The 26,911-nt window shown below is 62.5% G+C and carries 22 protein-coding genes; 8 read left to right on the forward strand and 14 right to left on the reverse strand.

The window, feature by feature from the left end; translation table 11 throughout:
- From JMA46_RS15000 to deoC, 3 genes are all read right to left on the reverse strand, one after another.
- Positions 1 to 3,488: lamin tail domain-containing protein (locus JMA46_RS15000; RefSeq protein WP_207346155.1), on the reverse strand; the 3,488-nt coding region annotated here is incomplete at its 3' end.
- Between the two features lie 306 nt (positions 3,489 to 3,794).
- Positions 3,795 to 4,019 carry a hypothetical protein gene (locus JMA46_RS15005; protein WP_207346156.1) on the reverse strand — a complete coding sequence of 75 codons (225 nt, stop codon included), beginning with the start codon at positions 4,017 to 4,019 and terminating at the stop codon, positions 3,795 to 3,797.
- 103 nt (positions 4,020 to 4,122) lie between these two features.
- The gene (gene deoC / locus JMA46_RS15010; RefSeq protein ID WP_207346157.1) at positions 4,123 to 4,830 is read right to left on the reverse strand and encodes a deoxyribose-phosphate aldolase; all 708 of its coding nucleotides are present in this window, start codon (positions 4,828 to 4,830) and stop codon (positions 4,123 to 4,125) included.
- Positions 4,831 to 5,772: 942 nt separating this feature from the next.
- Between deoC and JMA46_RS17330 the strand changes: the two genes are divergently transcribed.
- Both JMA46_RS17330 and JMA46_RS17335 read left to right on the forward strand, forming a co-directional pair.
- Positions 5,773 to 6,375 (forward strand): hypothetical protein, encoded by a 603-nt coding sequence (locus JMA46_RS17330; RefSeq protein ID WP_247647349.1) that lies wholly within the window; start codon positions 5,773 to 5,775, stop codon positions 6,373 to 6,375.
- Positions 6,338 to 7,351 (forward strand): phospholipase D-like domain-containing protein, encoded by a 1,014-nt coding sequence (locus JMA46_RS17335; protein ID WP_247647350.1) that lies wholly within the window; start codon positions 6,338 to 6,340, stop codon positions 7,349 to 7,351. Before JMA46_RS17330 ends, JMA46_RS17335 begins: the two co-directional genes overlap by 38 nt.
- Before the next feature lie 204 nt (positions 7,352 to 7,555).
- Here JMA46_RS17335 and JMA46_RS15020 read toward each other — a convergent pair whose 3' ends face one another.
- Positions 7,556 to 8,668 (reverse strand): putative sulfate exporter family transporter, encoded by a 1,113-nt coding sequence (locus JMA46_RS15020; protein WP_207346158.1) that lies wholly within the window; start codon positions 8,666 to 8,668, stop codon positions 7,556 to 7,558.
- Positions 8,669 to 8,738: 70 nt separating this feature from the next.
- On the opposite strand from JMA46_RS15020, the gene JMA46_RS15025 reads away from it, so the two are divergent.
- The gene (locus JMA46_RS15025) at positions 8,739 to 9,647 is read left to right on the forward strand and encodes a LysR family transcriptional regulator (protein ID WP_247647351.1); all 909 of its coding nucleotides are present in this window, start codon (positions 8,739 to 8,741) and stop codon (positions 9,645 to 9,647) included.
- 29 nt (positions 9,648 to 9,676) lie between these two features.
- Here JMA46_RS15025 and JMA46_RS15030 read toward each other — a convergent pair whose 3' ends face one another.
- The 3 genes from JMA46_RS15030 to JMA46_RS15040 all read right to left on the reverse strand — a co-directional run bounded on the left by JMA46_RS15030 (position 9,677) and on the right by JMA46_RS15040 (position 13,714).
- Entirely contained in the window at positions 9,677 to 11,518 is a 1,842-nt protein-coding gene (locus tag JMA46_RS15030) for a phospho-sugar mutase (RefSeq protein WP_207346159.1), read from the reverse strand.
- A 111-nt stretch (positions 11,519 to 11,629) separates the two neighbouring features.
- Positions 11,630 to 12,751 carry a hypothetical protein gene (locus tag JMA46_RS15035; RefSeq protein ID WP_207346160.1) on the reverse strand — a complete coding sequence of 374 codons (1,122 nt, stop codon included), beginning with the start codon at positions 12,749 to 12,751 and terminating at the stop codon, positions 11,630 to 11,632.
- A 141-nt stretch (positions 12,752 to 12,892) separates the two neighbouring features.
- Positions 12,893 to 13,714 (reverse strand): purine-nucleoside phosphorylase, encoded by an 822-nt coding sequence (locus JMA46_RS15040; protein WP_207346161.1) that lies wholly within the window; start codon positions 13,712 to 13,714, stop codon positions 12,893 to 12,895.
- A gap of 162 nt (positions 13,715 to 13,876) precedes the next feature.
- Between JMA46_RS15040 and JMA46_RS15045 the strand changes: the two genes are divergently transcribed.
- The 4 genes from JMA46_RS15045 to JMA46_RS15060 all read left to right on the forward strand — a co-directional run bounded on the left by JMA46_RS15045 (position 13,877) and on the right by JMA46_RS15060 (position 18,751).
- Entirely contained in the window at positions 13,877 to 15,253 is a 1,377-nt protein-coding gene (locus JMA46_RS15045; protein WP_348770190.1) for an NAD(P)H-quinone dehydrogenase, read from the forward strand.
- 89 nt (positions 15,254 to 15,342) lie between these two features.
- Positions 15,343 to 16,947 (forward strand): sodium-dependent transporter, encoded by a 1,605-nt coding sequence (locus JMA46_RS15050; RefSeq protein ID WP_207346163.1) that lies wholly within the window; start codon positions 15,343 to 15,345, stop codon positions 16,945 to 16,947.
- The gene (locus JMA46_RS15055; RefSeq protein WP_207346164.1) at positions 16,944 to 17,084 is read left to right on the forward strand and encodes a methionine/alanine import family NSS transporter small subunit; all 141 of its coding nucleotides are present in this window, start codon (positions 16,944 to 16,946) and stop codon (positions 17,082 to 17,084) included. Before JMA46_RS15050 ends, JMA46_RS15055 begins: the two co-directional genes overlap by 4 nt.
- A 257-nt stretch (positions 17,085 to 17,341) precedes the next feature.
- Positions 17,342 to 18,751, forward strand: coding sequence for an MFS transporter (locus tag JMA46_RS15060; protein ID WP_207346165.1), 1,410 nt, complete (start codon positions 17,342 to 17,344; stop codon positions 18,749 to 18,751).
- A 283-nt stretch (positions 18,752 to 19,034) separates the two neighbouring features.
- Here JMA46_RS15060 and JMA46_RS15065 read toward each other — a convergent pair whose 3' ends face one another.
- The 4 genes from JMA46_RS15065 to JMA46_RS15080 form a co-directional block, all read right to left on the reverse strand.
- Positions 19,035 to 20,906 carry a beta-propeller fold lactonase family protein gene (locus JMA46_RS15065; RefSeq protein ID WP_207346166.1) on the reverse strand — a complete coding sequence of 624 codons (1,872 nt, stop codon included), beginning with the start codon at positions 20,904 to 20,906 and terminating at the stop codon, positions 19,035 to 19,037.
- Entirely contained in the window at positions 20,903 to 21,418 is a 516-nt protein-coding gene (locus JMA46_RS15070) for a hypothetical protein (protein WP_207346167.1), read from the reverse strand. Before JMA46_RS15070 ends, JMA46_RS15065 begins: the two co-directional genes overlap by 4 nt.
- A complete protein-coding gene (locus JMA46_RS15075; RefSeq protein WP_207346168.1) occupies positions 21,415 to 22,083 on the reverse strand; it encodes a hypothetical protein in 669 nt (222 codons plus the stop codon). Before JMA46_RS15075 ends, JMA46_RS15070 begins: the two co-directional genes overlap by 4 nt.
- Positions 22,084 to 22,209: 126 nt before the next feature.
- On the reverse strand, positions 22,210 to 22,710 hold the full coding sequence (locus tag JMA46_RS15080) for a hypothetical protein (protein WP_207346169.1): 501 nt from the start codon (positions 22,708 to 22,710) through the stop codon (positions 22,210 to 22,212).
- Between the two features lie 485 nt (positions 22,711 to 23,195).
- Here JMA46_RS15080 and JMA46_RS15085 point away from each other — a divergent pair, with 485 nt between their 5' ends.
- Positions 23,196 to 23,888: a response regulator transcription factor gene (locus tag JMA46_RS15085; protein WP_207346170.1), complete on the forward strand. Its 693-nt coding sequence runs from the start codon at positions 23,196 to 23,198 to the stop codon at positions 23,886 to 23,888.
- A gap of 138 nt (positions 23,889 to 24,026) precedes the next feature.
- On the opposite strand, the gene JMA46_RS15090 is transcribed toward JMA46_RS15085, so the two are convergent.
- From JMA46_RS15090 to JMA46_RS15100, 3 genes are all read right to left on the reverse strand, one after another.
- Positions 24,027 to 25,826, reverse strand: coding sequence for a biotin carboxylase N-terminal domain-containing protein (locus JMA46_RS15090; RefSeq protein ID WP_207346171.1), 1,800 nt, complete (start codon positions 25,824 to 25,826; stop codon positions 24,027 to 24,029).
- A gap of 157 nt (positions 25,827 to 25,983) precedes the next feature.
- Positions 25,984 to 26,322 carry a transcriptional regulator gene (locus JMA46_RS15095; RefSeq protein ID WP_207346172.1) on the reverse strand — a complete coding sequence of 113 codons (339 nt, stop codon included), beginning with the start codon at positions 26,320 to 26,322 and terminating at the stop codon, positions 25,984 to 25,986.
- The gene (locus tag JMA46_RS15100; RefSeq protein WP_207346173.1) at positions 26,319 to 26,762 is read right to left on the reverse strand and encodes a hypothetical protein; all 444 of its coding nucleotides are present in this window, start codon (positions 26,760 to 26,762) and stop codon (positions 26,319 to 26,321) included. Before JMA46_RS15100 ends, JMA46_RS15095 begins: the two co-directional genes overlap by 4 nt.
- Positions 26,763 to 26,911: the final 149 nt, after the last annotated feature.

Here is a 26,911-nt window from a genome sequence, read left to right on the forward strand (position 1 = left end):
GCGGTGGTGTTGTCCCCGAAGGCCCAGGCGTAGGAGGTGATGGTGCCGTCGGGGTCCTTGGAGGTGGTTCCGTTGAGTGTGGCGACCAGCTCGTTGACGCTGCTGGTGAACGCGGCCACAGGAGCCTCATTCACCGGCGGTGTTACGGAGCCGGTGCCTGTTGCTTGGAGGTTGTCGATGGCGACGGTGATGGGGGTGGGGGCGCCGGTGGTGCTGAGGTAGGTGTAGATGCCGATGGCTCCTGGGCTTTGGAGTCCGGTGGTGGTGTCGGTGGTGGTGAGTTGCCAGGCGGCGGGTTCGGTGGTGCCTGTTTTCCAGACCTTGGCTTGGATGGTGGTTGGTGAGGTGCCGGTGACTTGGACCCTGAGTTGGAGTTTGTCGCCATTGTTGAAGGTCAGGCCGCTGATGGTGGCTGTTTTCAGGAGTGTGTCGGTGTTCTTTTGCAGGTGGAGTCCAACGGTGCCGGTGGAGCTGACGACGGCGCGGGCACCGTAGGTGGCGGTTCCGACCTTGCGTCCGATCAGGCCGGCGTAGACGCTGCTGGCGGTGGGCCGGTTGAAGCTGAGGGTGGCTTGGACGTCGGTGTCGCTGGAGGCGACGGTGTTTAGGTAGGCGAAGTTGTTGGTGCGGGCGGCGGTGGCGATGGTGGCGGTGCTGCCGTTGACGGCGAAGTTCGCTGCGGTTCCTGCCAGGGTCCAGGCGCCTCCGGTGTTGGCGGTGCCCAGGCCTGCGGTGACGGTGCGGGTGAAGGTGTCATTGGCCAGCACACCGGCCGGTGGTGGTGTGGTGGTGACGGTGACGGGTTGGGTGATGGTGTCCTTGGCGCCGTTGTTGTCTGTCACGGTCAAGGTCACGTTGTAGGTTCCGGCGGCGGTGTAGGTGTGGGTTGCCGTGGCTCCGGTGGCGGTGGTGTTGTCCCCGAAGGCCCAGGCGTAGGAGGTGATGGTGCCGTCGGGGTCCTTGGAGGTGGTTCCGTTGAGTGTGGCGACCAGCTCGTTGACGCTGCTGGTGAACGCGGCCACAGGAGCCTGATTCACCGGCGGCGTCCCTGCGGTGTTGACGAGTCCCGGCGTGCCGAACGTTGTTGACAGTGCCCTCCAGTTGGCCGGGTTGGCCGGATCGGCCGTGGGGGACGAGAGCTCCAGCGACGGGCCGGTCCCGTCAGCCGCTGTCGGCCAGGGGGCCGCGTTGGAGTAGGTGACGGCGCTGACCGTACGGGTGCCGTCGGTGAGGACCACGGCCTCCCCGGTGTCATCAAGGGTTCCGGTGAACTGGCCGGCAACAAAGCGGTTGGCCGTCGGGTACGCCTGACGGAAGGCCTTGTCGTTGCCGACAAGGAGTGCGTAGCCGCCGGCAGGGATTACGGTACCGGGCTGGATGGTGAGGCCCACGGCGTCGACCTTCCACCCTGAAATATCCACGGCCGTGGTGCCTGGGTTGGCCAGCTCGATGTATTCCCCGCCCGTTCCCTTTGGGTGGTATTGGATCTCATTGATCACAACGCGGGCGGTGGCGGCCTGAGAGACGGGTACCGGCTTCCCGGGACCGGTGTTGTTGTTGATGGCGTTGCGGCGGTCTGCCAAGCCCGCGATGAAGTTGGTGCGGGCAGCATTGTTCGAGTATCCGCGCCACTTCTGGAAGTCGAGGTTCCAGTCATTGACCATGGTGGCCGTGATGGCATCCCACTGTGACTCGTACTTGCCAGGCGCCAGGAACTGGTCGGAGAGGGTGCGAAGGCGGCGGTAGTACATTTCCTTGATCTCCGGGTAGGCGAGCATGGCACTGGTGAACCGGTTGGACGTGTCCGGAGTCAGGAACAGTCCCTTGCCGTCTGAGGAGGCGTTGGTGAACGTCCAGTTCAAGTCCCACTGCCACATTTCCCAGCGGCCCGTGTCCTCCGTGTCCCGAGCAAGCCACCAGTTGTACCAGCCGCTGTCATGGTGGCGGATGATGGAGTTGATCGCCATGTAGTTGACCAGTTCGGGAACGTTGACGTTCTGGTAGATCCACGCCTTCTGAGCTGGTGACGGGGCTGCATCAACGGTGTTGGACAGGGTGAATACATCACTGTAGTCCTCCGTCTTGCGGGTCTTTTTGTCCAGCCATTCTCTGGCCGTCAGATCGGCGACGGATGATGTCCGTCCGACGCTGCCGCCGTCACCCTTGTAGATGGACCAGTTGGTGACGCCCTGTGCCGCGCGCCAGGTGCTATCCTCGGTTTCCATGACGCGTCCGATGCTCCAGAACGCTCCGTTGCGCTGTGTGCGGACCGCGACGATGTCCAGCCCGCGGTTGCCGGCGGCCTTGACCGTGGCCCAGCTGACGTCGGCAAAGTTGTCGGAATAGTTTTGCAGGGCAAATTCATCCAGCGGATAGGACAGCTTGCCGCCCATGTTCCAAGTATAGCCCTTGGGCATCGCGACCTTCCAGCTCACCTTCGCAGCGGTGCGGGAGGAGTTCCCGCGCACGCTCATCTGAACCCCGTCAATGACCTCGCCGTTGTAAGCCCACACCGCAGCACCCTTGAACTTGTCCATACGGTGGTTGGCGAGGATGTCCTCATAGACAGCGTCTTCCATGAACCACTCAATCACCGGAAGCTGGGTTGAGACGGCGGAGTTGAGCACCACTACCCCGCGGTACCGCACGGAGTCTCCGGCGGTGGGCTCAGAATAGGCGACCGTGCCGGCGAGGGCATCGACGCGGTAGCGGACCAGTGCCCCGGCCGCCTGGGCCGGAATCGTGGCTGAGTACGTGCCGTCGCCGGCGCCGCCGACGCTGGCGGCATCGTCAAGGAAGGGCAGCACGACGTCGGCGCCGAACATCACCTTGTACGTCAGCTTCGCCGTGGAGCCGGCCTCCACCTTGGCCGAAACTACAATGGCCTGTCCGGGGGTCGGGCGGGCGGGGGTTGCCTTCAAGGACGTGACCGCGGGTGTGGCGGGTGCGGGGCTGGTGCCATCGATCGAGTTCTTGGCGCCCGGTGTGCCGCCAGCCAGCAGACTGGCGCCCCAGTTCTCGGGCACAGTGTTGTCCGACATCAGGTTGCGCAGCTCGAGCGACGGGCCGGTCCCATCGGGGCTGCTGGGCCACGGCGACGCGTCCGCATAGGTGACGGTGTCAATGGTGTTGAGGTCCGCATCAGCAAGGGTGACCGTTTCGCCGCCGTTGCTGAGGTTTCCGCCGTACACCGCGTTGGGCACAAACCCGTAGGTGGTCTTGAACTGGACGGCGTCCTTCGCGACGACAAAGTAGCCCTTGCCGGGGATGACGGTGCCTGGGGCCAGCACGCCCGTCACTCCTGCGGTGAAAGACCATCCCGAGACGTCGATGGGTGTCGCAGAGGTATTGGTCAGTTCCAGAAAGTCATCCGTGTCCAGGTCAGAGCCGGCGTGGTAGTTCAGCTCCGAAATCACGATCCCGCCGGGATCAGCGCTGGCAGGAACGGCTGCCAAAGCCACCATGAAGCTTGCCATCATTGATGCCATGGTTGCGTAAGCCAACACATGCCAGCATTTCTTTCCAAGCTCCATTGCCTGGTCCCCTCACTGAATTCCACGGTCGCGGGGGTGCGAAGCCCGCCAATCGTGTCACGGGTTGTGACGTGATTACAGTGAGTATGAATGAGTGCATGCGCCCGTGTCGACAGGTAGCTGGCGGCTGCGGATAGGTATTACGGCCAGTACCCCGGTGCCGGTGGGGAGGGGAGAGTCCGTGACGCAACAATGGCCACCTGCGGCTGACATTGTCAGGCGCAGGTGACCATTTCCCAGCTCATGCAGGGTTCAGACTAATTACTCACCGGCAGAGTTGGAGCGGCCAATGATTGTCACGGGGACAAAGATGGCCAGAGCGCACAAGCCGAGGCCAAGGCAGGCCGGCACGAAGGCATGCGCAAAGCTTTCCAGGCTCCAGTAAGAGAGCGAGAAGATGCCGCCAAGGAACAAGGCGAAGAAGATGACAAACAAAATGACGGACTGAACAAGGCTGTTTTCGCCGTTGTACTTGCGGTCGGACACGGTTCCTCCTTACCCCAAGGTGGGGAGCTGGGTGGTGGGCCGGCAAACCGGCACGATGATCTATCCATGATCTTAGTATGAATTGCGGCGGAAACTTCCCCGTTTAGTAGTTGGAAGTTCCCGTGCCGCCTGTGACAATGGCAATTCCTGCACTGGTGCCGATCCGGGTGGCCCCTGCGGCGATCATTTCCAGTGCTTGTTCGCGGGAGCGGACGCCGCCGGAGGCCTTCACCCCAATGTCGGGCCCAACGGCCTTGCGCATCAACGCAACGTCCTGGGTGGTTGCACCCCCGCCGGAGAAGCCTGTTGACGTTTTCACAAAATCAGCCCCGGCCTCCACCGCTGCCTCACAGGCCAGGATCTTCTCGTCGTCGCTGAGCAGCGCCGTTTCAATGATGACCTTCAGGATTGACTCTTCGCCGTGCACCACCTCTGCGACGGCAGAAATATCGGAAACGAGGGCTTCGCGGTCCAAGGCTCTGGCAGAGGCGATGTTGATGACCATGTCAATCTCGTCGGCCCCGTCCATCGTGGCACCACGCGCTTCGAAAACTTTCACATCGGTGTTGTGCGTGCCCAGCGGGAATCCCACCACTGTGCAGGTCAGCACGCCGCTGCCCAGCAGCGCCTTCTTCACCGTTTCAACCCAGACCGGATTCACGCAGACCGACTTGAAGTGGTGTGCGGCGGCTTCCTTGCACAGGCGCAGGATGTCGGCGCGGCTTGCTTCAGGAGCCAGCAGTGTGTGGTCGATGTAGCGGGCCAGGTCGTTGGGGGCGTCCTCGCCCGTGAAGGGGTCTTCGTATGTCATGGTGCGTACCTTCCCTGGTTCGGATGTGTATCCCCATGGTGCCACACAGCTGCGCCTACGCGGTGGCGGCTAAGTGCTCGTGCTGAACTCTTAGAAGTATTGGTGTTTAACCTGCGCAGCTTAGGTGGGAATACCTAGCCGTTGCTCAGTTGTTACCCAGCCTCCCTATCTAGTCTCTGTACATGAGGCAACTTCGTGAAGCAGCCCGCCGCTTCGTAGCAAAACATATTGTGGCCGAGGATCCGTACTCCGAGTTGTCCCGACTTGACCGGGAGGACAGTCTTGCTCTTGAAGCATGCACGCCAGACGTCCTGAGGTTTGAGCCGGACTTGCGAGGTTCCCAAGTTGTGGATGGAACTGCCAATCAGGCAGCTTAAGTCTGGGTTGAATTACAACGCGCCCATGCCCGCTCGACCTTCATAACCATGCCGCCGTGGACTTTTCCGAAGATCTTCCACCCCATCCGGCCATCGGGTCCGCGGGAAATAGCGCCTGCTCTTGCTAGCGGATGGCAATTGCGGCGGCCTGTCTGGTGTGGCCGCAGGCGAAGTTGGCATAGATTTCCGGGTCGTGCGGAACTTCGTCGCCCATTAGAAGCCACTGGCCCCTGGCAATCCCTTAGTGCCAGCCTTGGATGCGAGCGCCGATTTCCACCACGAAATCGCTGTGGGGGACGGACAAGGTGGTGAAGGCGCACGATCCAAGGACTTTCCTGCTGGCTCCCGCCACTCGCGTTGGTGTGCAGTCCGGACCATGTAGTGCAAAGCCACCGGAGTGGCACTGCGGGGTTGGCCAGGCCTCGGAGATGCCCAGCTGGCCCGAGCGGCACCTTCCGCTAAAGCCGAGCGCGTCAGGGGCGGTTGGTGATAGGAGGACCGGAGGTCCTGGGCTATCTTGGGGATTAGATATGGGCCTCTTGGCCAGGGCAGGAAGGAAGGCAACGTGGACAGTGACGCCGGTTCGTGGTTTCTGAGTCGCGATGAGCGGGGAAACCTGGCGACAGAGGTGCATGCTGGCGGTGCCGGATCGCCGTCGTGGTCGGAGGGAAACCTTGTGCGCCCGTTGATTCATGGGGCGAGGTACTTCGCACGGCTGCATGAGGAGCTGACAGTCCTGCGGGCGGGTGACCGTGTATGGTTCACCGATTGGCGCGGCGACGCCAACGAGCGGCTGCTGCCGGGCGGGCCGTCCATCGGAGAACTGCTGGCAGAGGTGGCGCGCAAGGGCGTGGAAGTGCGTGGCCTTGTCTGGAGATCGCATGGGGAGCGCGTTTCGGCCCCCATCAGCGGCCGGGCCAACGAGTTGCTGAGCCGTCAGATCAACGACGCCGGCGGTGAGGTTCTGCTGGATCAGCGGGTCCGCCTGTTCGGTTCCCATCACCAAAAGCTGGTTGTCATCCGGCACCGGGACAACCCCGCAAGGGACGTGGCTTTTTGTTGGAGGGATCGATCTTTCGCACAGCCGTCGGGACAATGCGGAGCACTTTGGCGACCCGCAAGCGGTGAGCATGGATTCCCACTACGGAAAGCGGCCGCCGTGGCATGACGCCACACTCGAACTGCACGGACCCGTGGTGGCGGATGTTCTGGCAGTGTTCGCTGAGCGATGGAACGATCCCCATCCCTTGGACCGGAGCACGCCCTACCGTATGCTGCTCCAACGCCTCGCCCGGATGCCGCGGCACCCTAGACCGCTGCCAGAGACAGTGCCGCCGCCACCCCCAGCGGGTCCGCACGCCGTGCAGTTGCTGCGCACCTATGGGATCAAGCGGCCCGCGTTCCCTTTCGCCCCTGAGGGGGAACGAAGCATTGCCCGGGCCTACACGAAAGCGTTCGCCCGCGCCCGGTCCCTGATCTACATCGAGGACCAGTACCTCTGGGCAACGGAAGTCGTGGCAGGAATCGCCGCGGCGCTCGAGAGTAACCCCGAGCTCAACGTCATCGCCGTGGTGCCCCGCATACCCGACTCGGACGGCGCTCTCAAAGGGCCTCCCATGCGGCTGGGGCAGCTCCGTGCCATCAAGATGCTCCGTGATGTTGCGCCCGACAGGGTGGGCGTTTTCAATCTGGAGAATGGATCCGGCACTCCGATCTACGTCCATGCCAAGATCTGCATCATCGATGACGCCTGGTTCACCTGCGGCTCGGACAATTTCAACCGCCGATCTTGGACCACGGACAGCGAGCTCACCTGCGCCGTTGTCGATACCAGTCACGATGCATCCCCATCCTTGGCGCACACACTGCGGCGCGAACTCTGGGCCGAACACCTGGGGGTGGGCCAGGACGATCCACAGCTTCAGGACCCGGTCTCGGCACTGAGACTCTGGAGGTCCACCGCCGACGCCCTTGACCAGTGGCACGAAACGGGCGGCCGCCAGCCCCGCCCCGTCGGTCAGGTTCGCCACCACATCCCCGAACCGGTGCCGCCCCTACAGCGCCTGTGGGCCGACCCGCTGAGCCGCTTCGTCGTGGACCCGGACGGCCGGCCTCGCCGACTCCGCGGCACAGCCGAGTTCTAGCCGGGGGTTTCCGGAGTAGGGGAGGGCACCACAGGCCCCAGCCCACAAGCTCAAAATTTGTGGGTGCGGAGAGCGATCCCTGACGGTGCTGCCGGGACCGCATCGGAGAAGTTACGACATCTGGAGCCCTTCTGGTTGGCGAAGAAGACTTCTGAACAATGCCGGTTGGCGCAGAGCAGGATTAAGCCCCGCGGTTGACTGCCATCACGCGGTGGCGCCGAAGAGCAGCAATCCGCCCAATGCCAGCCCGGCCACCCACACGGTGGAAATAGCTGCCAGGATGAAGGGCTTCATGCCCACAGACAGCAGCGATTTCACGTGTACTCCAGCGCCCAGGGCGAACATTGCTGCTGCCAGCAGGAAACTCTCCCCGCTCTTGGAGAAGTCGAGTGCGGCATCAGGCAGCCAGCCGGTGGCACGCAGGGCCATCATGAGGATGAAGGAGAGCACGAACAGAGGCATGATGGGTGGCTTGCGGCTGGTCTCCGACTGGCCCGCGCTGCGGCGTTGGCGCACACTGATCACGGCCATGACCGGTGCCAGCATCAGCACCCGCGCCAGCTTCACAATCACGGCAACGCCCAAGGCAGCTCCGCCGATGGTGCCGCCAGCGGCGACTACCTGGGCGACCTCATGGATGGAACCACCGGCCCACAAGCCTGCTTGGTAGTCGCTAAGCCCCAGCAGCGCCGCGGCTGCCGGGAGGGCGGGAATCATCAACGTTCCAAAGATCACCACCAGTGCCACAGCTGTCATCACCTCGCGGCGGTCCTTCGTTTCAATGACACCGTCGACGGCGGCCACGGCGGCGGCGCCGCAGATGGAAAAGCCGCAACCTATCAACAATCGTTGGGTGGGGCTCAATCCCAGCCACCGCCCCACCAGCATCGTGCCGGCAATGCCCAGTCCCACAATGCACACGACCACCAGGATCATGCCGGCACCCAGGGAGAGTACATCGGCCACCAGCAGCTGGTAGCCCAACAGCACGACGCCGGCGCGCAGCAGGGTTTTGGCGGCGAAGTCAAAGCCGGCCTGCAGTCGCTGCGGGACCGGGAGCAGGTTGCGCAGCAGAACGCCGAAAACAATCGCGATGAGAAGGGTGCTGGCACCGGGCCACAGTGCACTGATGGTCATGGCCGCCGCGGCGGCAACGGCGCTCACCAGAAGTCCCGGAGCCAGCGACTTCCAGCGGGCCGGCCCCCAACTGGCCAGGAACGCGCCGAACCGGTGACCGGCGCGGGCCAGCGGAGATTCTGCGGGGATCTTGACGGAGGTGTCGGTGCGGACGGGTGGGGGCAGTTCCTTGGTGGTCATGTCTTTAGTTTTTCGCAGCGCAGGCCTGATAGGTAGACGGCAATTCCGCCCAAAGGTATATCGTTTTGATATGACCACGCGTTGGCCCGATCTGGCCGCCCTTGAACTCTTCGTTGCCGTTGCCCGGGAGGGAAGCCTCAGTGCCGGGGCGCGGGCCGTGGGCATGGCGCAGCCCAACGCCAGCCGCGCCATGGCCCGGCTTGAACGTGAGATGGGTATTCCACTTTTGGACCGCCGTACCTCGGGCGCGCAGCTCACAGGCACCGGCGCGAAGTTGTTGATGGAGGCTGCTGCGGTGATGGACGCGACGCGCGCATTGCTGCTATCGGCTGTTCGGCTAGGCGAGGTGAAGCGCGGGCAGCTTTCGGTCGGTGCCAGCCGAACCGTAGCCGAATACTTGATGCCCGGTTGGTTGACAACACTGAAAGTTAACGCTGCGGACCTCGCGATCAACCTGGTGGTGGACAACTCCCGTCACGTTTTCGATGAAATCAACCACGGCAGCATCGACGTGGGCTTCGTCGAGACACCCAACGTGCCCACCGGCCTGCGCCGGATGGTGGTGGCCTCGGACCGGCTGGCTGTGGTGGTGGCGCCGAAGCATCCGTGGGCGCAGCGCAAAATCCCGCTGGCTGCTGCGGATTTGGCCTCCGCCGCATTAGTGGTCCGCGAGCCCGGCTCGGGGACCCGGACGGCACTTGATGCGGCGCTGAGGGAGTATACGCAGTTGAAGCCGGCCATGGAACTGGGCAGCAACGCCGCCGTATGCCTGGCCGTTGCAGCCGGTGCCGGGGCTGCCGTGCTGAGCGAGTTTGCCGTCCGGGCGCAGGTGGAACGCGGTGAGCTGGTGGAGGTTCCCGTGACAGGCGTTGCGCTCACGCGCCGTATACGAGCGGTGTGGAAGGGCGCTCCCACCTTGGCCGGTCCGGCAGGCGAACTGGTCAATGTGGCCCGCGCCGGTTACCACCCCGGGCGGTAGCCGCGCAGTGCTCGTTCGCTGGCGGCCGGCTACTGTCCCAGCGCCTGCTTGATGTCTTGTTCCACGGCGGCCAGGGTGAGTGCGGCCTCTTGACGCGCGGCGGGGAGCTGATCCAAGCTGGAAACGTCCACGATCACTTCCAGGTAGCATTTGAGCTTGGGCTCGGTGCCGCTGGGCCGCACGATCACCCGGGTGCCGTTCTCCGTCAGGTACAGCAGGCCGTTGGTGGCGGGTAGTACCGGGGTGCCCGTGGACAAATCAGTGAAACCGTTCACAGGGGAACCGCCGAGGGTGGTTAGAGGCTCGGCGCGCAGCCTGGCCATCATCGCCGTGATCTGGCCAAGGTCCTCCACCCGGATGCTGAGCTGACCGCTGGCATGTAGCCCGTATTGCAGGGCAAGGTCGTCCAGCACGTCAAAGAGTGTCATGCCCTTCGCCTTGAGCGCGGCGGCCATTTCCGCGACAAGCAACCCGGCAGACATGCCGTCCTTGTCCCGGACCACGTCCGGGGCCACGCAATAGCCCAAGGCTTCTTCGTACCCAAACGTCAGGCCGGGAACACGCGAGATCCACTTGAAACCCGTCAACGTCTGAACATGGCGGTATCCGTAGCTGGTGGCAATGCGCTCCAACAGGCGCGAGGAAACTATCGAATTCGCGAACACGGGCTCCGGAGCGGCGGCAGCCTTTGTGAGCTTCTTGCGGGCCCGCTTGCCTCCGGGGCGCTCTTCTTTCCTTGCCTGCACACTGCCGCCGCGGGACGCCAGGTGCGCCCCTAGCAGGGCCCCCACCTCATCTCCGTGGAACTTGTGCCACTGGCCCGTGACTGGGTGGGGAGCGCCGATGGCTGCCCTGTCCGCGTCGGGATCATTGGCAAGCACGACGTCGGCGCCCACCTCTTGTGCCAGCGCGAACGCCAGGTCCATGGCTCCGGGCTCTTCTGGGTTGGGGAAGGGAACGGTGGGGAAGTCAGGGTCAGGGCGGGCTTGTTCGGGCACCGCATGGATGTCTTTGAAGCCGGCGTCGCCGAGCACTGCCAGGGCCGTTTCATGGCCCACGCCGTGCATGGACGTGTGCACAATCCGCAGCTTCCGGGAGGGGAAACGGGCCTTGTCAGCCAGTGCCGTCACCGAGGCTCTGTAGCTGTCCAGCAGCTCTGGACCCAGCACCGTCCAGCCGTTGGCGGCGAGCGCGATGTTGCTGGTGTCGCCAGCCTGCTCCGTATTCGACACTGCCGCAATGTGCCGTGCAATCCGGGCATCGTGGGGTGCCACGATCTGCACGCCGCGGGCCTCCGGCGCCACGGCCCGGCCGCCCAGGTACACCTTGTAGCCGTTGTCCTGGGCGGGGTTGTGGCTGGCGGTGACCATGATGCCGGCTTCGCAGCCCAGCTGCCGGACGGCAAACGCCAACACAGGGGTTGGCAGGGCAGTAGGTAGCAGGAAGGTTTCAACGCCGGCAGCTGTGAAAATGGCCGCCGTCTCCTGTGCAAACACGCTCGAGTGGTGACGGGCATCGAAACCGATGACGGCGCGCGGACTGTACGGCCCGGCGTCGTGCGCGGCAGCCAGGTCGAGAAGGTGCGCGGCCACGCCCGCCGCGGCACGGCGCACCACAGTGCGATTCATCCGGTTGGGGCCCGGCCCCATGGCGGCGCGGAGTCCGGCCGTGCCGAACTGGAGTCCGCCGCTAAAGCAATCTGCCAGATCAGCAGCTGCCGTGGCGTCCGTGGGGGACTGGCCCACCAGTTCACGCAACTGTGCAGCCATGGCCGGCTCGGGGTCCGTCCCGGCCCATTGCAGCGCGACCTCGCTCAACGCCGCCGACTCGAGGGCCGTGTTTGCTGCTGAACTGCTCGAAGAGTGTTTCATCTGACCAATGTATCCGCAGACCGGCCAAGCATGCAGGACCGCAAACCACTAAAAAGGCATGGCGCCTGTGCGGTTCGCAGTTGCCGTCCGGAACGGGACCTGCCACGCTGCTCAGCGCACGGGTATTTTGATCTTTTCAAGAATCTTCTTTGTTGTGGATATGTTTGCCCCGTCGCGTACCAGAAGGCCGGCTTTGAAAGTGCGGTGGTGGTATGGATCCTCTCCAGGAGATCTCACATCACTGAGCCAGCCAATGACCTCCTCGAAGGTTGCCCGCTGACCGGTACTGGCAATGTAATAGGAGCAGTTTCCGGCGAGCAGAACTCCACCCATCGGGATGGCGTCATAAACGGCCTGATCGTGAGGTACGTACAGATAGTCGAGCCCACTCAAAGGCCAGCTGATCATCTTCGGTGCGCCGGCGGTGACGAACACCGTGAGTGCAGGGTCGTGGACCGTCTTGCCCCCATATTCAGTGGAGGGAAGGTCGAAACTGCCCTGTGGATCGAGGATTCCGCTGATCTCTTCGCGGGCGGGCCCACGTGTGGCCACGGTGGCCAGCGTTCCGGGCCGGCGCCTAGTGGGATCAAATGCTGCGCCGGTAAGGTCCACCACTGTTCCGCGGGGGCTCATCATATGAGCCGATTCAGGATTCAGATTGAAGGCGAGTGTCTCTTGGCTGTTGTTTGTGCATACGGCGCCGAGGAGTTCAAAAGTGCCGCCACCGCGCGAACGGAAAAGCGCAATGTTGCAGCTGAAGCCCTCGCGAATGGTGCGTGCATTGCTGGTGCCGTCGACCGGATCGATAATGGCACCCAGTTCACCTTGGCGGAGTTGGAGAAACTCGCGCCACTGCCCTGCTGTTGCTTCCTCACCCCCAACAGCCTTAATGAAGCCTCCGAGAAGCCTAAAAATGCGCTCCCGGACCAGATGGTGCACAATCACGTCGATGGTGGCAGCCTGCTCACCATCGACCGAAAGGCGATCGTCCGAGGCAGCGGAGGGGCTCCGGGCATCAAGGCGACCCTGGATACCGGCCAATTTATCGACTGCTGAGATGTCGCTGATCAGTCCCTCGCCTGTGGGATCGACCTGCAGCCGTATGGCATCGACATAGGCTTGCTCGAAAGTTGAGGCGACAGCCTCCCTCGAGATTTCCTCAAGGATGTGCCACACCTTCTTCTGTGACAGGGAGAACGGATCGCTGCACTTATGGATTGCATCAGTGGACATTTAGCGCTCCTCGCTCCTGCTCACGCGCAGGCGTGAGTGTGTTCCCAATACAACTTGCCGTGGAATCATGCAAGAGGCGTGTCCAGCCACAAGATTTCACTTGTTTGATTTTTCTCCCAACAGCGGCAATCTGCGCGCCGGCTAGATTTTCGCGATAATGTCAGCCAGCAGCTGTGAAATGCGCGGGCCAGCGGCTGCACCGGCGGCCAGGACCTCCCCGTGGGACAGTGGCTCCGTGCTGATTCCGGCAGCCAGGTTTGTCACCAGCGACATGCCGAAGACTTCCATGCCGGCGGCCCGGGCGGCAATGGCCTCCAACGCGGTGGACATACCCACCAGGTCGGCGCCGATCCGCTTGGCGTACTGCACTTCGGCAGGGGTTTCATAGTGCGGGCCGGTGAACTGTGCGTACACGCCCTGCGACAGGGTGGGGTCGACCTCCAGCGCAACTGCACGCAGCCGGGAGGAGTACAAGTCCGTCAAGTCCACGAATGTGGCACCCTCGAGCGGCGACGCCGCCGTCAAGTTGATGTGGTCACTGATCAGCACGGGAGTGCCCGGCGTCCACTCCGGATTCAAACCGCCGCAACCATTGGTCAGCACCACTATATTCGCGCCGGCCGCGGCTGCCGTACGGACGCCGTGCGCCACGGACCGCACGCCCTTGCCCTCGTAAAAATGCGTGCGGGCGCCCAATACCAGCACGTTGCGCCCATTGGGCGTGCGCACGGAGCTCAAGGTGGCCGCATGCCCCGGGACCGACGGCGCGCTGAAGCCGGGAACATCCTCCGCCGGCACCACAGCTGTGGTTTCACCGATCAGCCCGGCCGCAGCGCCCCAGCCCGATCCCAGTACCAACGCCAAGTCATGCCGTTCAACTCCCGTGGCCTTGGCCAGAAATGCTGCCGCTGATGCTGCCAATGCCGTAGGGTCGCCGGCCGGAAAAGTGTCTGAGTTGCTCATGTCACAAACATACCTGCCCGTGGTCGAAACTCCCGGGAATTGCGGCTGTTAAGAGGTGACGCAGCAGACGAAACTTGGTGCCACACCCCGGATAGGCGAGAATGAACAACTGTGACCAGCGATCAGGATGCCTCCAAGCCCTTTGCCCTTCCCAGTCTTGCGATCCTCGGCGGCGGCCCGGGCGGCTATGAAGCCGCTCTCGTTGCAGCGTCGATGGGTTCCAAGGTGACCATCATTGAGCGTGCAGGACTCGGTGGTGCAGCCGTTCTGACGGATGTGGTCCCGTCCAAGACGCTCATTGCCACGGCTGAGGCCATGAACCGCAGTGTTGAATCCACCGAGATGGGAGTGAGCTTTAAAGCGTCCAAGGGCAACCCCAAGAAGGTCATCAAGGCCGACTTGTTGCACATCAACGAACGCGTCATGCGCCTGGCCCGCGAACAATCCACTGACATCCGCCGCGGCCTCGAAGCCCTGGGCGTGAAAATCATCATCGGCACGGGCCGGCTGCTGGACAACCGCACCATTGAAGTGGACCGCGGTGAAACTCACGAGATCGTGAAGGCGGACGCCATCCTCATCTCGGTGGGTGCCCATCCTCGTGAGCTTGCCACAGCTCAGCCTGATGGGGAACGCATCTTGAACTGGACCCAGATCTATGACCTGGACGAGCTGCCCGAAGAACTCATCGTGGTGGGCTCGGGTGTCACCGGCGCCGAGTTCGCCTCCGCTTTCAACGGCCTCGGTTCCAAGGTCACCCTCATCTCCAGCCGCGACCAGGTGCTCCCCGGCGAGGATTCCGACGCCGCAGCAGTGCTCGAGGACGTCTTCGCCCGCCGTGGCCTGCGCGTGCTTTCCCGCTCCCGCGCCGAGGCCGTCAAGCGCACGGACGACGGCGTGATCGTTACCTTGGGGGACGGCAGCACCGTCACCGGCTCCCATTGCCTGGTTTGTGTGGGATCCATCCCCAACACGACCGACATCGGCCTGGAAGCGGCGGGGGTGGAAGTCACTCCCAGCGGCCACATCAAGGTCGACGGCGTCTCCCGCACCAGCGCGCCCAACGTGTACGCAGCGGGCGACTGCACCGGTGTGTTTGCGTTGGCTTCTGTCGCCGCCATGCAGGGCCGCATCGCCGTCGCCCACTTGGGCGGGGACGGTGTGTCACCGCTGAAGCTGAACAAGGTTTCCTCCAATATCTTCACCTCCCCGGAAATTGCCTCGGTGGGCGTTTCTGAAGCCGACATTGCCTCCGGCAGGTGCCAAGGCGACGTAGTCAAGCTGTCGCTGAAGACCAACGCCCGTGCCAAGATGCGCAACGTGGACGACGGTTTCATCAAGATCATCGCCCGCAAGGGCACCGGTACTGTCATTGGCGGCGTGGTGGTGGGAACCGGTGCCTGCGAGCTGATTTTCCCGATCGCCTTGGCCGTAGCGCAGAACCTGCACGTCGATGACGTTGCCAACACGTTCACGGTGTACCCATCCCTGTCAGGTTCCATTTCGGAAGCTGCCCGCAGGTTGCACGTCCACATGTAAGGATTTCGGGCAGTCTCTGTCGGGGCGCCGGCCGTCCATATATTGGCGCCAGTTGTCCAACAGGTGGACGGCTTGGCTAATGTAGCCTCATGACAAAATCACCCGCAGGCCGGGGCGGAACAGCTGCCCCGGCCCGTCGAGAGACATTCTCCTCGCGCAGACTCTTCATCCTCTCAGCCATCGGCTCCGCCGTGGGACTGGGCAACATTTGGCGCTTCCCGTACGTCGCCTACGAAAATGGCGGCGGCGCGTTTCTGATCCCGTACCTGGTTGCGCTGCTGTGCGCAGGCATCCCGCTGCTGTTCCTGGACTATTCAATTGGCCACCGCTTCCGCGGCTCGGCCCCGCTGTCCTACCGGCGTCTGCACCGCGCAGCCGAACCGATTGGCTGGTGGCAGGTGTTGATCTGCTTCGTCATCGCCGTCTACTACGCCGCGATCATCGCCTGGGCCGCCATGTACACGTGGTTCTCCCTGACGAAGGCCTGGGGTGATGATGCGGAGGGCTTCTTCTTCAACAACTTCCTGAAGTCCGCTGATACGGCAGGACTGTCCTTCGACTTCGTCGCCAAGGTCTTCTTCCCGATGCTGGCGGTATGGATCGTGGTCATTGTGATCATGGTGGCCGGCGTGAATAAGGGCATTTCACGGGCCAATGCCATCTTCCTGCCGCTGCTGATTGCCATGTTCGTGATCCTTGTGGTGCAGTCGTTGTTCCTGAAGGGTGCCATGGTGGGCCTGAACGCGTTCTTCACCCCCAACTGGGCTTCCCTGCAGGATGCCTCCGTGTGGGCTGCGGCCTTTGGCCACGTCTTCTTCTCGCTCTCCGTGGCCTTCGGCATCATGGTCACCTACTCCTCCTACTTGAAGCGCAAGACCGACCTGACCGGATCGGGAATGGTGGTTGCGTTCGCCAACTCCGGCTTCGAACTGCTCGCCGGCATCGGTGTTTTCGCAGCCCTTGGCTTCATGTCCGTGGCCTCCGGGCAGGCTGTGGAGGATGTTGCCTCCGGTGGGATCGGGCTGGCCTTCGTGGCATTCCCGACCATCGTCTCCGAAGCACCCTTTGGTGCTGTGCTCGGCGTGCTGTTCTTCGGCTCCCTGGTGTTTGCCGGGCTGACCTCGCTGGTCTCCATCCTCGAAGTGATCGTTGCAGCGTTCCAGGACAAATTGGGGTGGAGCCGCAAGGCAGCCACCTTGGTGGTCACGATCCCCATTGCACTGATTTCGCTGATCCTGTTCCCGACCACCACCGGCATCCAACTGCTGGACACCTCGGACGCGTTCGTGAACCAGTTCGGCATCCTGGCCTGCGCCCTCGTCACGGTCATTGTGGTCACGGCCGGGCTCGGCAGCCTCCCGCGCCTGCAGCGGCACGTCAACAAGACCTCCACCATCAAGATGGGCGTGGTGTGGCGCATTCTGGTCGGCGGTGTTGTGCCGGTTGCCTTGGGCTACATGCTCATCAGCGAGTTGCAGATCAAGGGCACGGAACAGTATTCCGGTTATCCGGCATGGTTCAACGGGGTCTTCGGCTGGGGAATGGCCGCTGCTCTGATAGTGGGAGCACTGCTGCTCTCCTTGATTCCGTGGGGTGAGAAATCCAAACTCAATGATCCCGAGTATGAAGAGTTCAACGCCGTCGAAGTTCTTGAGGGCGACATCGACAACAACAAAATTGAGGTGAACGCATGACCCCGGTAGCCATCACCATGATGATCATTGCCCTGCTGACGGTGTGGGGCGGCTTGGGCCTGGCCCTGTGGAACCTCTCCCGCCACCCTGAAGAAAAAGAAGACCAGGTTCTGGAAGAAGTTTCGCAGGAGCTGTAATTTGCGGCGCAGCCTGGTGACAGGCGCAAACTGATTGATTTCCCGCACGACGTCGGGAGGTGCCCCTCGCTGGGAGGCGCCTCCCGACGTCGTACTTTTATGCCCATACAGTGGTGGGGAAGAGGTGGGATGTCCACATATTGACAATGGCTGTCCATTAGGTGGACGGATTCGCTAGTCTTGGTGGTCTGACATCACGAAGAAACAGTCGTGCAGCCAGCCTTTGGCTGCGGTGCGGCGCAAGAGAAAGCTGACTCATGAGTACTCCCCACAAAGCTGGGATAGTGGAGAACCCGCCAGTCAATAGCAGGGGCCGCGTGATCGTGGCAAGCCTCATTGGCACCACCATCGAGTTCTATGATTTCTACGTTTACGCGACGGCTGCGGTGCTGGTGTTCCCGGCGCTGTTCTTCCCGAACGCCACAGGTTCCGTGGCCTTGCTGAGTTCCTTCGCCGTCTTTGGCGTGGCCTTTATTGCCCGGCCCCTGGGCTCGGTGGTGTTTGGCCACTTCGGCGACAAGATCGGCCGCAAGGGAACCCTCGTTGCGTCGCTCATGACCATGGGCGTCGCCACGTTCCTGATCGGTTGCCTGCCCACGGCGCTGGTGCCCGGCTGGACCATTTTGGCCCCCGCGATGCTCGTCGTCCTGCGCTTCCTGCAGGGCCTTGCCCTGGGTGGGGAATGGAGCGGCGCCGCGCTGCTCGCCACCGAAAACGCTCCTGCAGGAAAACGCGCCATTTGGGGAACGTTCCCGCAGATGGGCGCTCCGATCGGCTTCATTTTGGCCAATGGACTGTTCCTGTGGATCAGTTTTGCGTTGACGTCCGAACAGTTCATGGCATGGGGCTGGCGCATTCCGTTCCTGCTCAGCGCCGTCATGGTCATCATTGGCCTGTGGGTCCGCCTGAAGCTGGTGGAAACACCCGCCTTCCAGAAGGTGATCGATGAAGGCGAAGTGTCGAAATTGCCGGTGGGCCGCGTCTTCAAGACCAGCTGGCGTCCGCTGATCCTGGGCACGTTCGTCATGCTGGCCACCTACGTGCTGTTCTACCTGATGACAACCTTCACGCTCTCCTACGGCACCACACCGGCAACACTGGAAGCAGCCAAGGCCAAAGCGGCAGCAGCCGGCAAGCCCATGTCCGCCGACTCCATCGCCTCATGGGTTCCCGGGCTGGGATTCACTCGTAACGAGTTTCTGATCATGCTCATCATCGGCGTGGTCTTCTTCGGCATCTTCACCTTGGTCTCCGGGCCGCTGGCGGAAAAGTACGGCCGCCGCAAGATGCTGCTGTGGGTCACCTCCGGCATCATCGTCTTTGGTTTCACGTTCGTTCCCTTGTTCGGCGCAGGCACCGCAGGGGTGATGACACTGCTGATCCTGGGCTTCACGCTCATGGGCCTCACCTTTGGCCCCATGGGTGCGCTCCTGCCGGAAATGTTCCCCACGAACGTGCGTTACACGGGCTCGGCCATCAGCTACAACATGGCCAGCATTCTCGGTGCCGCCGTGGCCCCGTTCATTGCGGTGGCGCTGTGGCAGTCAGCCAACGGCAGTCCGGTACTGGTGGGAATCTACCTCTCCGCCATGGCTGTGCTGACCTTGATTGCGCTGCTGATCCTGAAAGAAACCCGCGACCTCGACTACACGTCGAACATGAGCTGACCCTCTCTCGGCGGTAAAGGCGGGTCCCACCCTCTCCGGTGGGACCCGCCTTTTACGTCTCTCCAAGCCTTTATGAACGTATTTCCTCGCGTGTTGTCAGCGCGGTGCGGATCCGGCAGCCGCTTTTACCCGGCAGTGCAGTTGGCCACCCAACTTCAGGCTCGCGCGGTCGAGAGGGCCGGCGTCGTACCTTGAATTGGTGCGGAGGTAACCTCAAACGTCCGCCAGGCGGATCGCAGTTCCACGTCCACGGCGGGACCCAAGCCCCCGGCCAACCACCGTCCTACGGGGCGGCGGTGATGATCGTGTAGGCCGTGGACGCCTGCCCATAAAGACCCGCACCCGTGATCGTGAATGTGGACGAACCGGGCGCCACCGGGATTCCGGAGACCACCCCGGTGGCAGCATTTAGAATCAATCCGGCTGGAAGCGCCCCGGCAGTGACGGCGAAGGAGGTTGCATTCACGGCTGGAAGTGTGAATGAATACGCCATCCCCACCTGTGCTGCGGGGGGCGTACCGGCATGCAGAACCGGCACCGCAATCACCGACACCGTGTACGACCTCTCATTGGTGACGTACACGTGTGAACCATCCGGTGACAGCGCCACTCCCATCGGTGTGTTACCGACGGGGATTGTGGTCGACACCAGGCTGGTGGCCACATCAACTACAGACACCGTGTTCGAAACAGAATTGGCGACGTAGAGGTGTGCGCCATCGGGGGAGATAGCCACCGAGGACGGGGCGGTCCCGACGGTGATGGTGGCCGAGATCGCATTGGTGGCCGTGTCAATCACGTACACCGCATGCGGACTGGTGGTGGCGACGTACACATGTGCTCCGTCGGGGGAGACTGCCGCCGAGGAGGGGGCGGCCCCAACCGTGAAGGGGATGGTTGTCGATACCGTGTTGGTGGCCGTGGCAATCACCGAGATCGTGTCCGAGCTGGCGTTGGTGACATAGACATGGGCACCATCTGGGGTCACAGCAACCGCGTCGGGGTAAACACCGACAGGGATGGTGGCTGAGACCGTGTTAGTGGCCGTGTCAATCAGCGACACCGAGTTTGAGCGGTAGTTGGCGACGTAGACATGGGCCCCATCGGGCGTCACTGCCAGCCCCCACGGATAGGCTCCGGTGGTGATGTTCTTGACTATCAAGTTAGTAGCTGTATCGACCACAACCACGGTATTGACATAAGGCCTAGTGACGTAAAGGTACTTTCCGTCAGGCGACAGGGCCACCTCATAGGGGTTCCCCCCGACCGCAATGGCTGACACCGTGTTGGTGGCCGTGGCAATCACGGACACGGTGCCCACACTGAAGTTTGCGACGTACGCGCGTGTCCCGTCCGGAGAGAGCACAACCCCCACGGGGGATATTCCGACCGCCACCGCGGGCGGGGTTCCAGGAGGGGTCACGGTGATTGCTGTGCTGCAAGTACTCGTGCTGGTGGTGTTGTAGGTGTCGGCCGGGGTGTAGGTGGTTTGCCAATAGTAGGTCCCGGTTGGTGGTTGCAGGGATCCGGTGGCTGTTTTGTTGGTGATGGGCTGCGGAGGGGTGGTGAGTGCCGGCTGGCCTGAGCAGTTGGTGGTGGTGAAGAGGCTGAAGGTCAGGGTGCCGGCCGGGGCGCCGTAGCCGGAATTTCCGCTGACGTTTGCGGTGGCGGTGAAGCTGGTTCCGACGGGCCCGGTTGGTGGGGTGGTGGCGGTGATGGTGGTGGTGGTGGCTTGTTTGGGTGTGGTGGTGGTGAGGGTGGCAGGGCTGCGCCAGTTGTGCATGGCTGCCGAGAGGGAGAAGGTGTAGTCGGTGTTCGGGGTCAACCCGGACGCGGTACAGCCGGTGGCGTTGGTGGCCGGGTGTGTCGGGCAGCCTGTGAGGGTGGCTGGTGATTGGGCCAGGTCGTAGCCGGTGGGTTGGAACGGTGTGCTCCAGGCGAGTGTGGCACTGGTGGCAGTGGTGGAGGTTGCTGTGAGGTCCGGTGCCGGTAGTGTTGCGGCGTCCGCGTTGGCGTAAGATCCTGTGGAGGTGGCGTTCCAGTAGCTGTACGCGGGGGCGGCGAGTCCGAGTGCGGCGCCGAGCAGCGCCGCGACTGTCAATGCACGCCGGAATCGGTGGCTGGGCGGCCGGTCATGGTTGCGGGACGGTTTCACTGCTGGACCTCGACTGTGACCGGAATGTTAAAACTGGCGCCTTGGCAGCCAGTAGCGGATGAGGTGCTCATCGCGGCCGCCCCTGGCAGATGAAATACGAGGGTCTCTCCGCCAGCCAGCGAGATATTCAGTGTGGTGGTTATGGGCATGCTGACCCCGGAGTTGCCCAGGTTGGTGGGCCAGGCGGGATCGCTGGTGCATCCGGTGCCTCCTTGCACGCTTACCGGACCGCCTTGGGAGGTGCTCAGCAGCGTCACCGCTTGGGTGTTGGGATTGGTGACCTTCACAACCAGGTCCCCACTGGTTCCGGGCTGGAGCGCCACGGTTGAGGTTCCTGTGGTGGCCGGAAGGATGATCAAGGGTTGCAGGGTGCCAGCGGCAGCAGTGCCGGTCCCTGTTCCGCCTGAGGTGAAGTAGGCCAGGGCGGGGGTGGTGAACAGCCCGCAAACCAGAGCCAGGGTGCATGCTGCTGTTAGTAGTGCGGTGCGCCGCACTGCGAGGAGGCGGTTCATGGGTGGTCCTTGGCCCGGCGGCGTCTGGCCGCTGCGAGCAGGATCCAGCCAGCCGAGCCCAGGACGCCGGCTCCGAGGAGGAACCCGCCGAGGGCTGCGCCAGTGACAGGTAATTCCTTTTTCGGCACGGGATTTCCCGGGCCTGCGTAGCTTGCAGTCCCGGAGAACGTGAAGTGCAGCATTTTTTGTTGGCAATCGTCTTGGTTGGACGGGGTGTTCTTGAGCTGGATCGGCAGGCCGGGGGTTTCCCTGTGTTCACCGGCGGGCACCTCCAAGGCGCCGGAGAAGCTGGGCAGGAGGAGTTTCTCGGCGGAGCAGCCCGAGGGAGGTGAGGGGTAGGCCGGGTCAAGTCCCATCGTGATTGTGTGGACGTTGATGGGTTGGCCCATCGTGTTGTGGACCCGGTAGATGAAGCAGCGGGTGACTCCCGGGACCAGCACGGCTGCAGGACCTTGGCACAGCGGTGTGGCCGGGGACCCGGCAGGCATGGAGCGGACCTCGCCTTCGATCCGGAACGTTGACGGGCTTGAGCCGAGCACGTCCGGAAGCGGGGGGTTGCTGGCAGCGGTGAGCAGAAACGCGAGGAGAGCGAGGAGTGCGGCGCTGAGGAGGCAGCGGTTGTTCCTCCACCTCTCGCGCTTGCAGAACAATGTCAATCGAATCACTGCGCATCCTGCCTTTCTTCCACCGTGTGCAAACGCTGCCCATCCCGCAACCGGGATGGGCAGGCACCTGTACTAGCTGGCTGTGTCGATTGTCTCGACAGTCTTGACTGCGTTGAGCTAGTTGCTTTAGTCGATGGTGTAGGCCAGGTTGACGATGGCACCCTTGCAAGCGTCCTGGTTGCTGGGCTTGTCGTTGAACTTGATCGTGGCACCGCTCCACGCACCCTGCCTGAATCCGACCGGCACTTCAGCAGCCACCGTCATGACCGCTCCATCAAGGCTGTAGTCGGAGGGACCGCATGTGCCAGCGGCTGCACCGGCAGCGGGGGTGACGGAGGAGATGCTAGCTGTCACCGTGCTGACATAGACGGGGCCATCATCGCCGTTGGTGAAGTTGCCGCTGAGAGCCTGGGCAGTGTCGCCGGGGTGCATGTCAGTGACAGTGGTGGTTTGCACGGGCTCGATGACGGAGGTGGTGCCGGTGGCAGCCGAGCCAGTACCAGAGCCGCCCGCGGTCCAGTAAGCGAAGGCTGCGCCGCCGCCGACGAGCACCAGCCCCGCCGTCAGCCACAAAATCTTCTTGGCGCGGCCGGACTTTGGAGCATTCTCGTTCTGTACTGCACTCATTTTTATCCCCTGGATGTGTATTTTGGTGATGACCTTTAAATCGAGTCTAAGAGGCCCGAATTAGCAACAGTAACAAAGAAATGGAGGCGTTCCAGCCGCGCAATGGACTTTTAGACCGAGACCATATTGCAGGGTCGGGCAATTGTTGTCAAAGACAATGACGTCGCTCACTGTTACGAGTGGAATGTAGACGTCTGGCTGCCATCTGCGTAATTTTGACGGATGATTCGTGGAAAATGGTGGTCTCACCGTCGGTTCGCCTGTCCGAACGGACTGATTATTGAGCCGTTAGTTCAATCCGAGCATCCACTTGTCTATTTTTTTATATACTTTAGTTCCATGAATTGTTTCTAAGCAGTGAAGCAATTTTTCCCTGACGGCGAAATAACACTGGAAGAATTAATTTTCCCGGCTGTGTGATGGCTCATATTTTTTTGACGTTCATTTATGGACGGACTCGATGATTGCCTCAAAGGAGAGTGCAAATGACGAACGGCACACCGATAAGCGTGCATCTGGTCGATGGGGACTTTCTCCTTCACCAAGGTCTTCGAGCCGTTTTGGCGGGCCTGGACTACGTGAGGTTGGATGCGGTGTCCCGGACGGGGGTGGAAGCCGTAGCGGCCGTCGTTGCTTCTGACCCAGACATAGTGCTGATGGAACGGAAACTTCCCGGGATGGATGGGATCGCCGTCATCCGCAGCATTGCTGAGCAGTCGCCGCGCACAAAGATCGTCATGCTCTGCTCCGAGACGGACCGCGAAACGATGATCCAGGCTTACCAAGCCGGAGCCGTGAGCTATTTGGCAAAAACTCAGATCACCGAGGATCTGGGCCCCGCTCTGAGGATGATTCACCGCGGCGCGGCCATCTTCTCGATGACCGCGGCCTCTCCCAGGCTGCAGAGCCCAGGCGCGCCCCCGCGGCACGATCGACTGGTATTAGAAAGCGAGCTCAACGGCCATGGCACGAAGCTTCTGGCGGCCGTGGCTGCGGGAGACACCAATGCCGAAATCGGGCGCTCCCTTCATTTGAGCGAAGCCACGATCAAGGCGCAACTGGCCGGCATCATGAAGCGTCTCAAAGTTAACAACCGGGTGCAGTTAGCGGTCTTGGGCGTGCGCAGCGGTCTTGTGGACACCACGGAACCCCGCATCCACGTAAACCATCAAGCGTAGCTAGGCTTCCTGCCGCACCGGACCGATTGGTGCTGCAATGTGTCCAGGTGCAGAGCCTGCTGCACACCCCAAACAAAGCAGAAAGCGGACCCCACCACTTCGGTGAGACCCGCTTTTTGGTTGTGCTGCTCTTCTTTTTCAGTCTTCGATGGTTGCCAGCACTGCGCCAGCGGAAACGGTGTCTCCGGCTGCTGCACTGAGGCCTGTCACCGTTCCTGCTCGGTGGGCTGTGAGCGGCTGCTCCATCTTCATGGCTTCAAGAACCACGATCAGATCACCTTCGGAGACAACGTCGCCGTCGGCCACTGCGACCTTGACGATGGTTCCCTGCATGGGGGACGTGAGCGAATTGCCATTGGCTGCCGCCGGGCCGGAGCTGCGGTTGCGGCCGGACTTCTTAGCCTTCTTCGCACCGCTGGAAGAACCGTTGCTGAGCGCAAACGAGCCCGGCAACGTCACCTCAAGCCGTTTGCCGCCCACCTCGACGGTGACGCTTTGGCGGGTGCCGGCGTCGTCCGTTGCATGGGCGCCCTGTGAGAGGTCAAAGGCGGGGATGGTGTTGTTGAACTCGGTTTCGATCCAGCGGGTGTGGATCGTGAACGGCGCACCGTTGGCCGGGGCGAAGGCGGGGTCGGCGACCACTGCGCGGTGGAACGGCAGGACGGTGGGCATGCCGCCAATTTCCATCTCGGCCAGGGCACGGTTGGCGCGGGCGATGGCCTGCTCGCGCGTGGCGCCTGTGACGATCAGCTTGGCCAGCATGGAGTCAAAGTTGCCGCCGATGATTTCACCTGCCGTGATGCCGGAGTCGACACGGACGCCGGGACCGGTGGGCAAAACGAGGGTGGCGACGGTGCCCGGTGCCGGCATGAAGCCGCGGCCGGCATCCTCGCCATTGATGCGGAACTCGAGGGAGTGGCCGCGGACTTCGGGGTCGGTGTAGCCAAGTTCTTCGCCGCGGGCCAGCCTGAACTGTTCACGGACCAAGTCGATCCCGGTGACTTCCTCGGAGACGGGGTGCTCCACCTGCAGGCGGGTGTTGACCTCGAGGAAGGAGATTGTGCCGTCGTTGGCAACAAGGAACTCACAGGTTCCGGCGCCCACGTAATGGGCTTCCTTCAAGATGGCCTTGGAGGCTTCGTAGAGTTTGGCGTTCTGTGCGTCGGTAAGGAACGGCGCAGGGGCCTCTTCAACGAGCTTTTGGTTGCGGCGCTGGAGGGAGCAGTCGCGCGTGGAGATGACGACGACGTTGCCGGCCTCATCTGCCAGGCACTGGGTTTCCACGTGGCGGGGGGCTTCAAGGAAACGTTCCACAAAGCACTCGCCGCGGCCAAAGGCAGCGATGGCTTCACGCACGGCGGATTCGTACAGCTCGGGAATTTCTTCGCGCGTACGCACCACCTTGATACCACGGCCGCCACCGCCGAAGGCCGCTTTGATGGCCAATGGCAGGCCGAATTCGTCGGCAAAGTCGAGCACTTCCTGGGTTGATTCCACCGGGTTTTTGGTGCCCGGGACCAGAGGTGCGCCCACCTTTTCGGCAATGTGGCGGGCCTGGACCTTGTCGCCCAGGGCGGCAATGGCGGCGGCCGGAGGACCGATCCACGTCAGGCCGGCGTCAACCACCTTTTGGGCGAATTCAGCGTTCTCCGACAGGAAGCCGTACCCAGGGTGGATGGCGTCGGCACCGGACTGGCGGGCGGCGTCGAGAATCTTCTCCATGACGAGGTAGGAGTCGGCGGCTGTGGTGCCGCCCAGGGCGAAGGCCTCGTCGGCCATGCGCACATGCAGCGCTTCCCTGTCCGGCTCCGCGTAGACGGCGACGGAGGCGATGCCTTCGTCGCGGGCGGCCCGGATGATGCGGACAGCGATTTCGCCGCGGTTGGCAATCAGGACTTTGCTCAGCTTATGCGCACTGGCGGGCTGTGAAATGGTCACACGGGACTCCTTCTATTCTCTCCTGAGCCTAGCGCGACTATGTCGGTTTTCCGCACACATCATGGCGTTTATGCGTGTGCGGAGTCATTCTTTTGTGGAGAAGCTACAAAAATGTTGAATTGCTTAGGTTCCCTACTGCGCTCAACCCGGCATAGGTTCAGGAGCCGGCGATCTGACGCAGAATTTGCAGGTGGTGCTCCCACGCCTGCCGGCCCGCGGCTGTGAGTTTTACCGACGTGCGTGGAAACTTGCCCACAAAGGCCTTCTTGATGTGAACGAAGCCGGCCTTTTCCAGCGTTGACAGTTGCTTGCTGAGGACGGAGTCGCTCACCTGGAGGGTGTTGCGCAGGTCCTTGAAATCCATGGTTTCCGTTTTGGCCAGGGCTGCGGCAATGGAAAACCTGACGGGCTGGTGCAGAACCTCGCTGAGTTCAAGGCGGGGGTGCGCGGGACGTTCTGTGTGCGTTTCCTCTGGCTGGCCTGAGTGCTGGTTCATGCGCGCAGCTCCCTGAAAGCTGCGGCCAAACCGACGGCGGCGAGGATGACTGCGGCTGTGATGTAGTAGGCCAGGCTTCCATGGGGGAAGACGAGCGATCCGATGAGTATGGCCGCCACGTAAAGCACCATGTAAGCGGTGATCGAGCCGGCGAAGCGCTTGGAGAACCCCGCCTTGGTGGTGGTGTGCATCCACGACCACGTGATGGCGGTGATGGCTGCCCACGCTCCCACTGTCATGGCCAGAAGCTGGGCGCCGTAGCCGGTGTGGGTCACGATCTGGAAACCGATCATGAGCATGGAGCCGAGAATCGCCAAGGAGTTGAAGACCATGGCGGTGGGCCAGCCTGCCGCGCTGGTGGCGGTGCTGCCAACGGACTCCGCCGTGGCAAGAAGTTCGCGGGCTTGGGCGGCTGATGGGGAGCTGTCATGGGAAGTCATGGTGGACCATTTCAGTTGAGTCGTGAAATGCATTGACCCAACTATATGAAAGTACTTTCCATTGCGTCAAGTACTTTCTAAAAATCGGCTTAGTTATGCGTAGGATTCACCCGCGAATCGTGGGGCCGGGGGGGAATGGGGCCCGGGTT

This window comes from Arthrobacter sp. E3 (assembly GCF_017353415.1).
Lineage (GTDB): Bacteria > Actinomycetota > Actinomycetes > Actinomycetales > Micrococcaceae > Specibacter.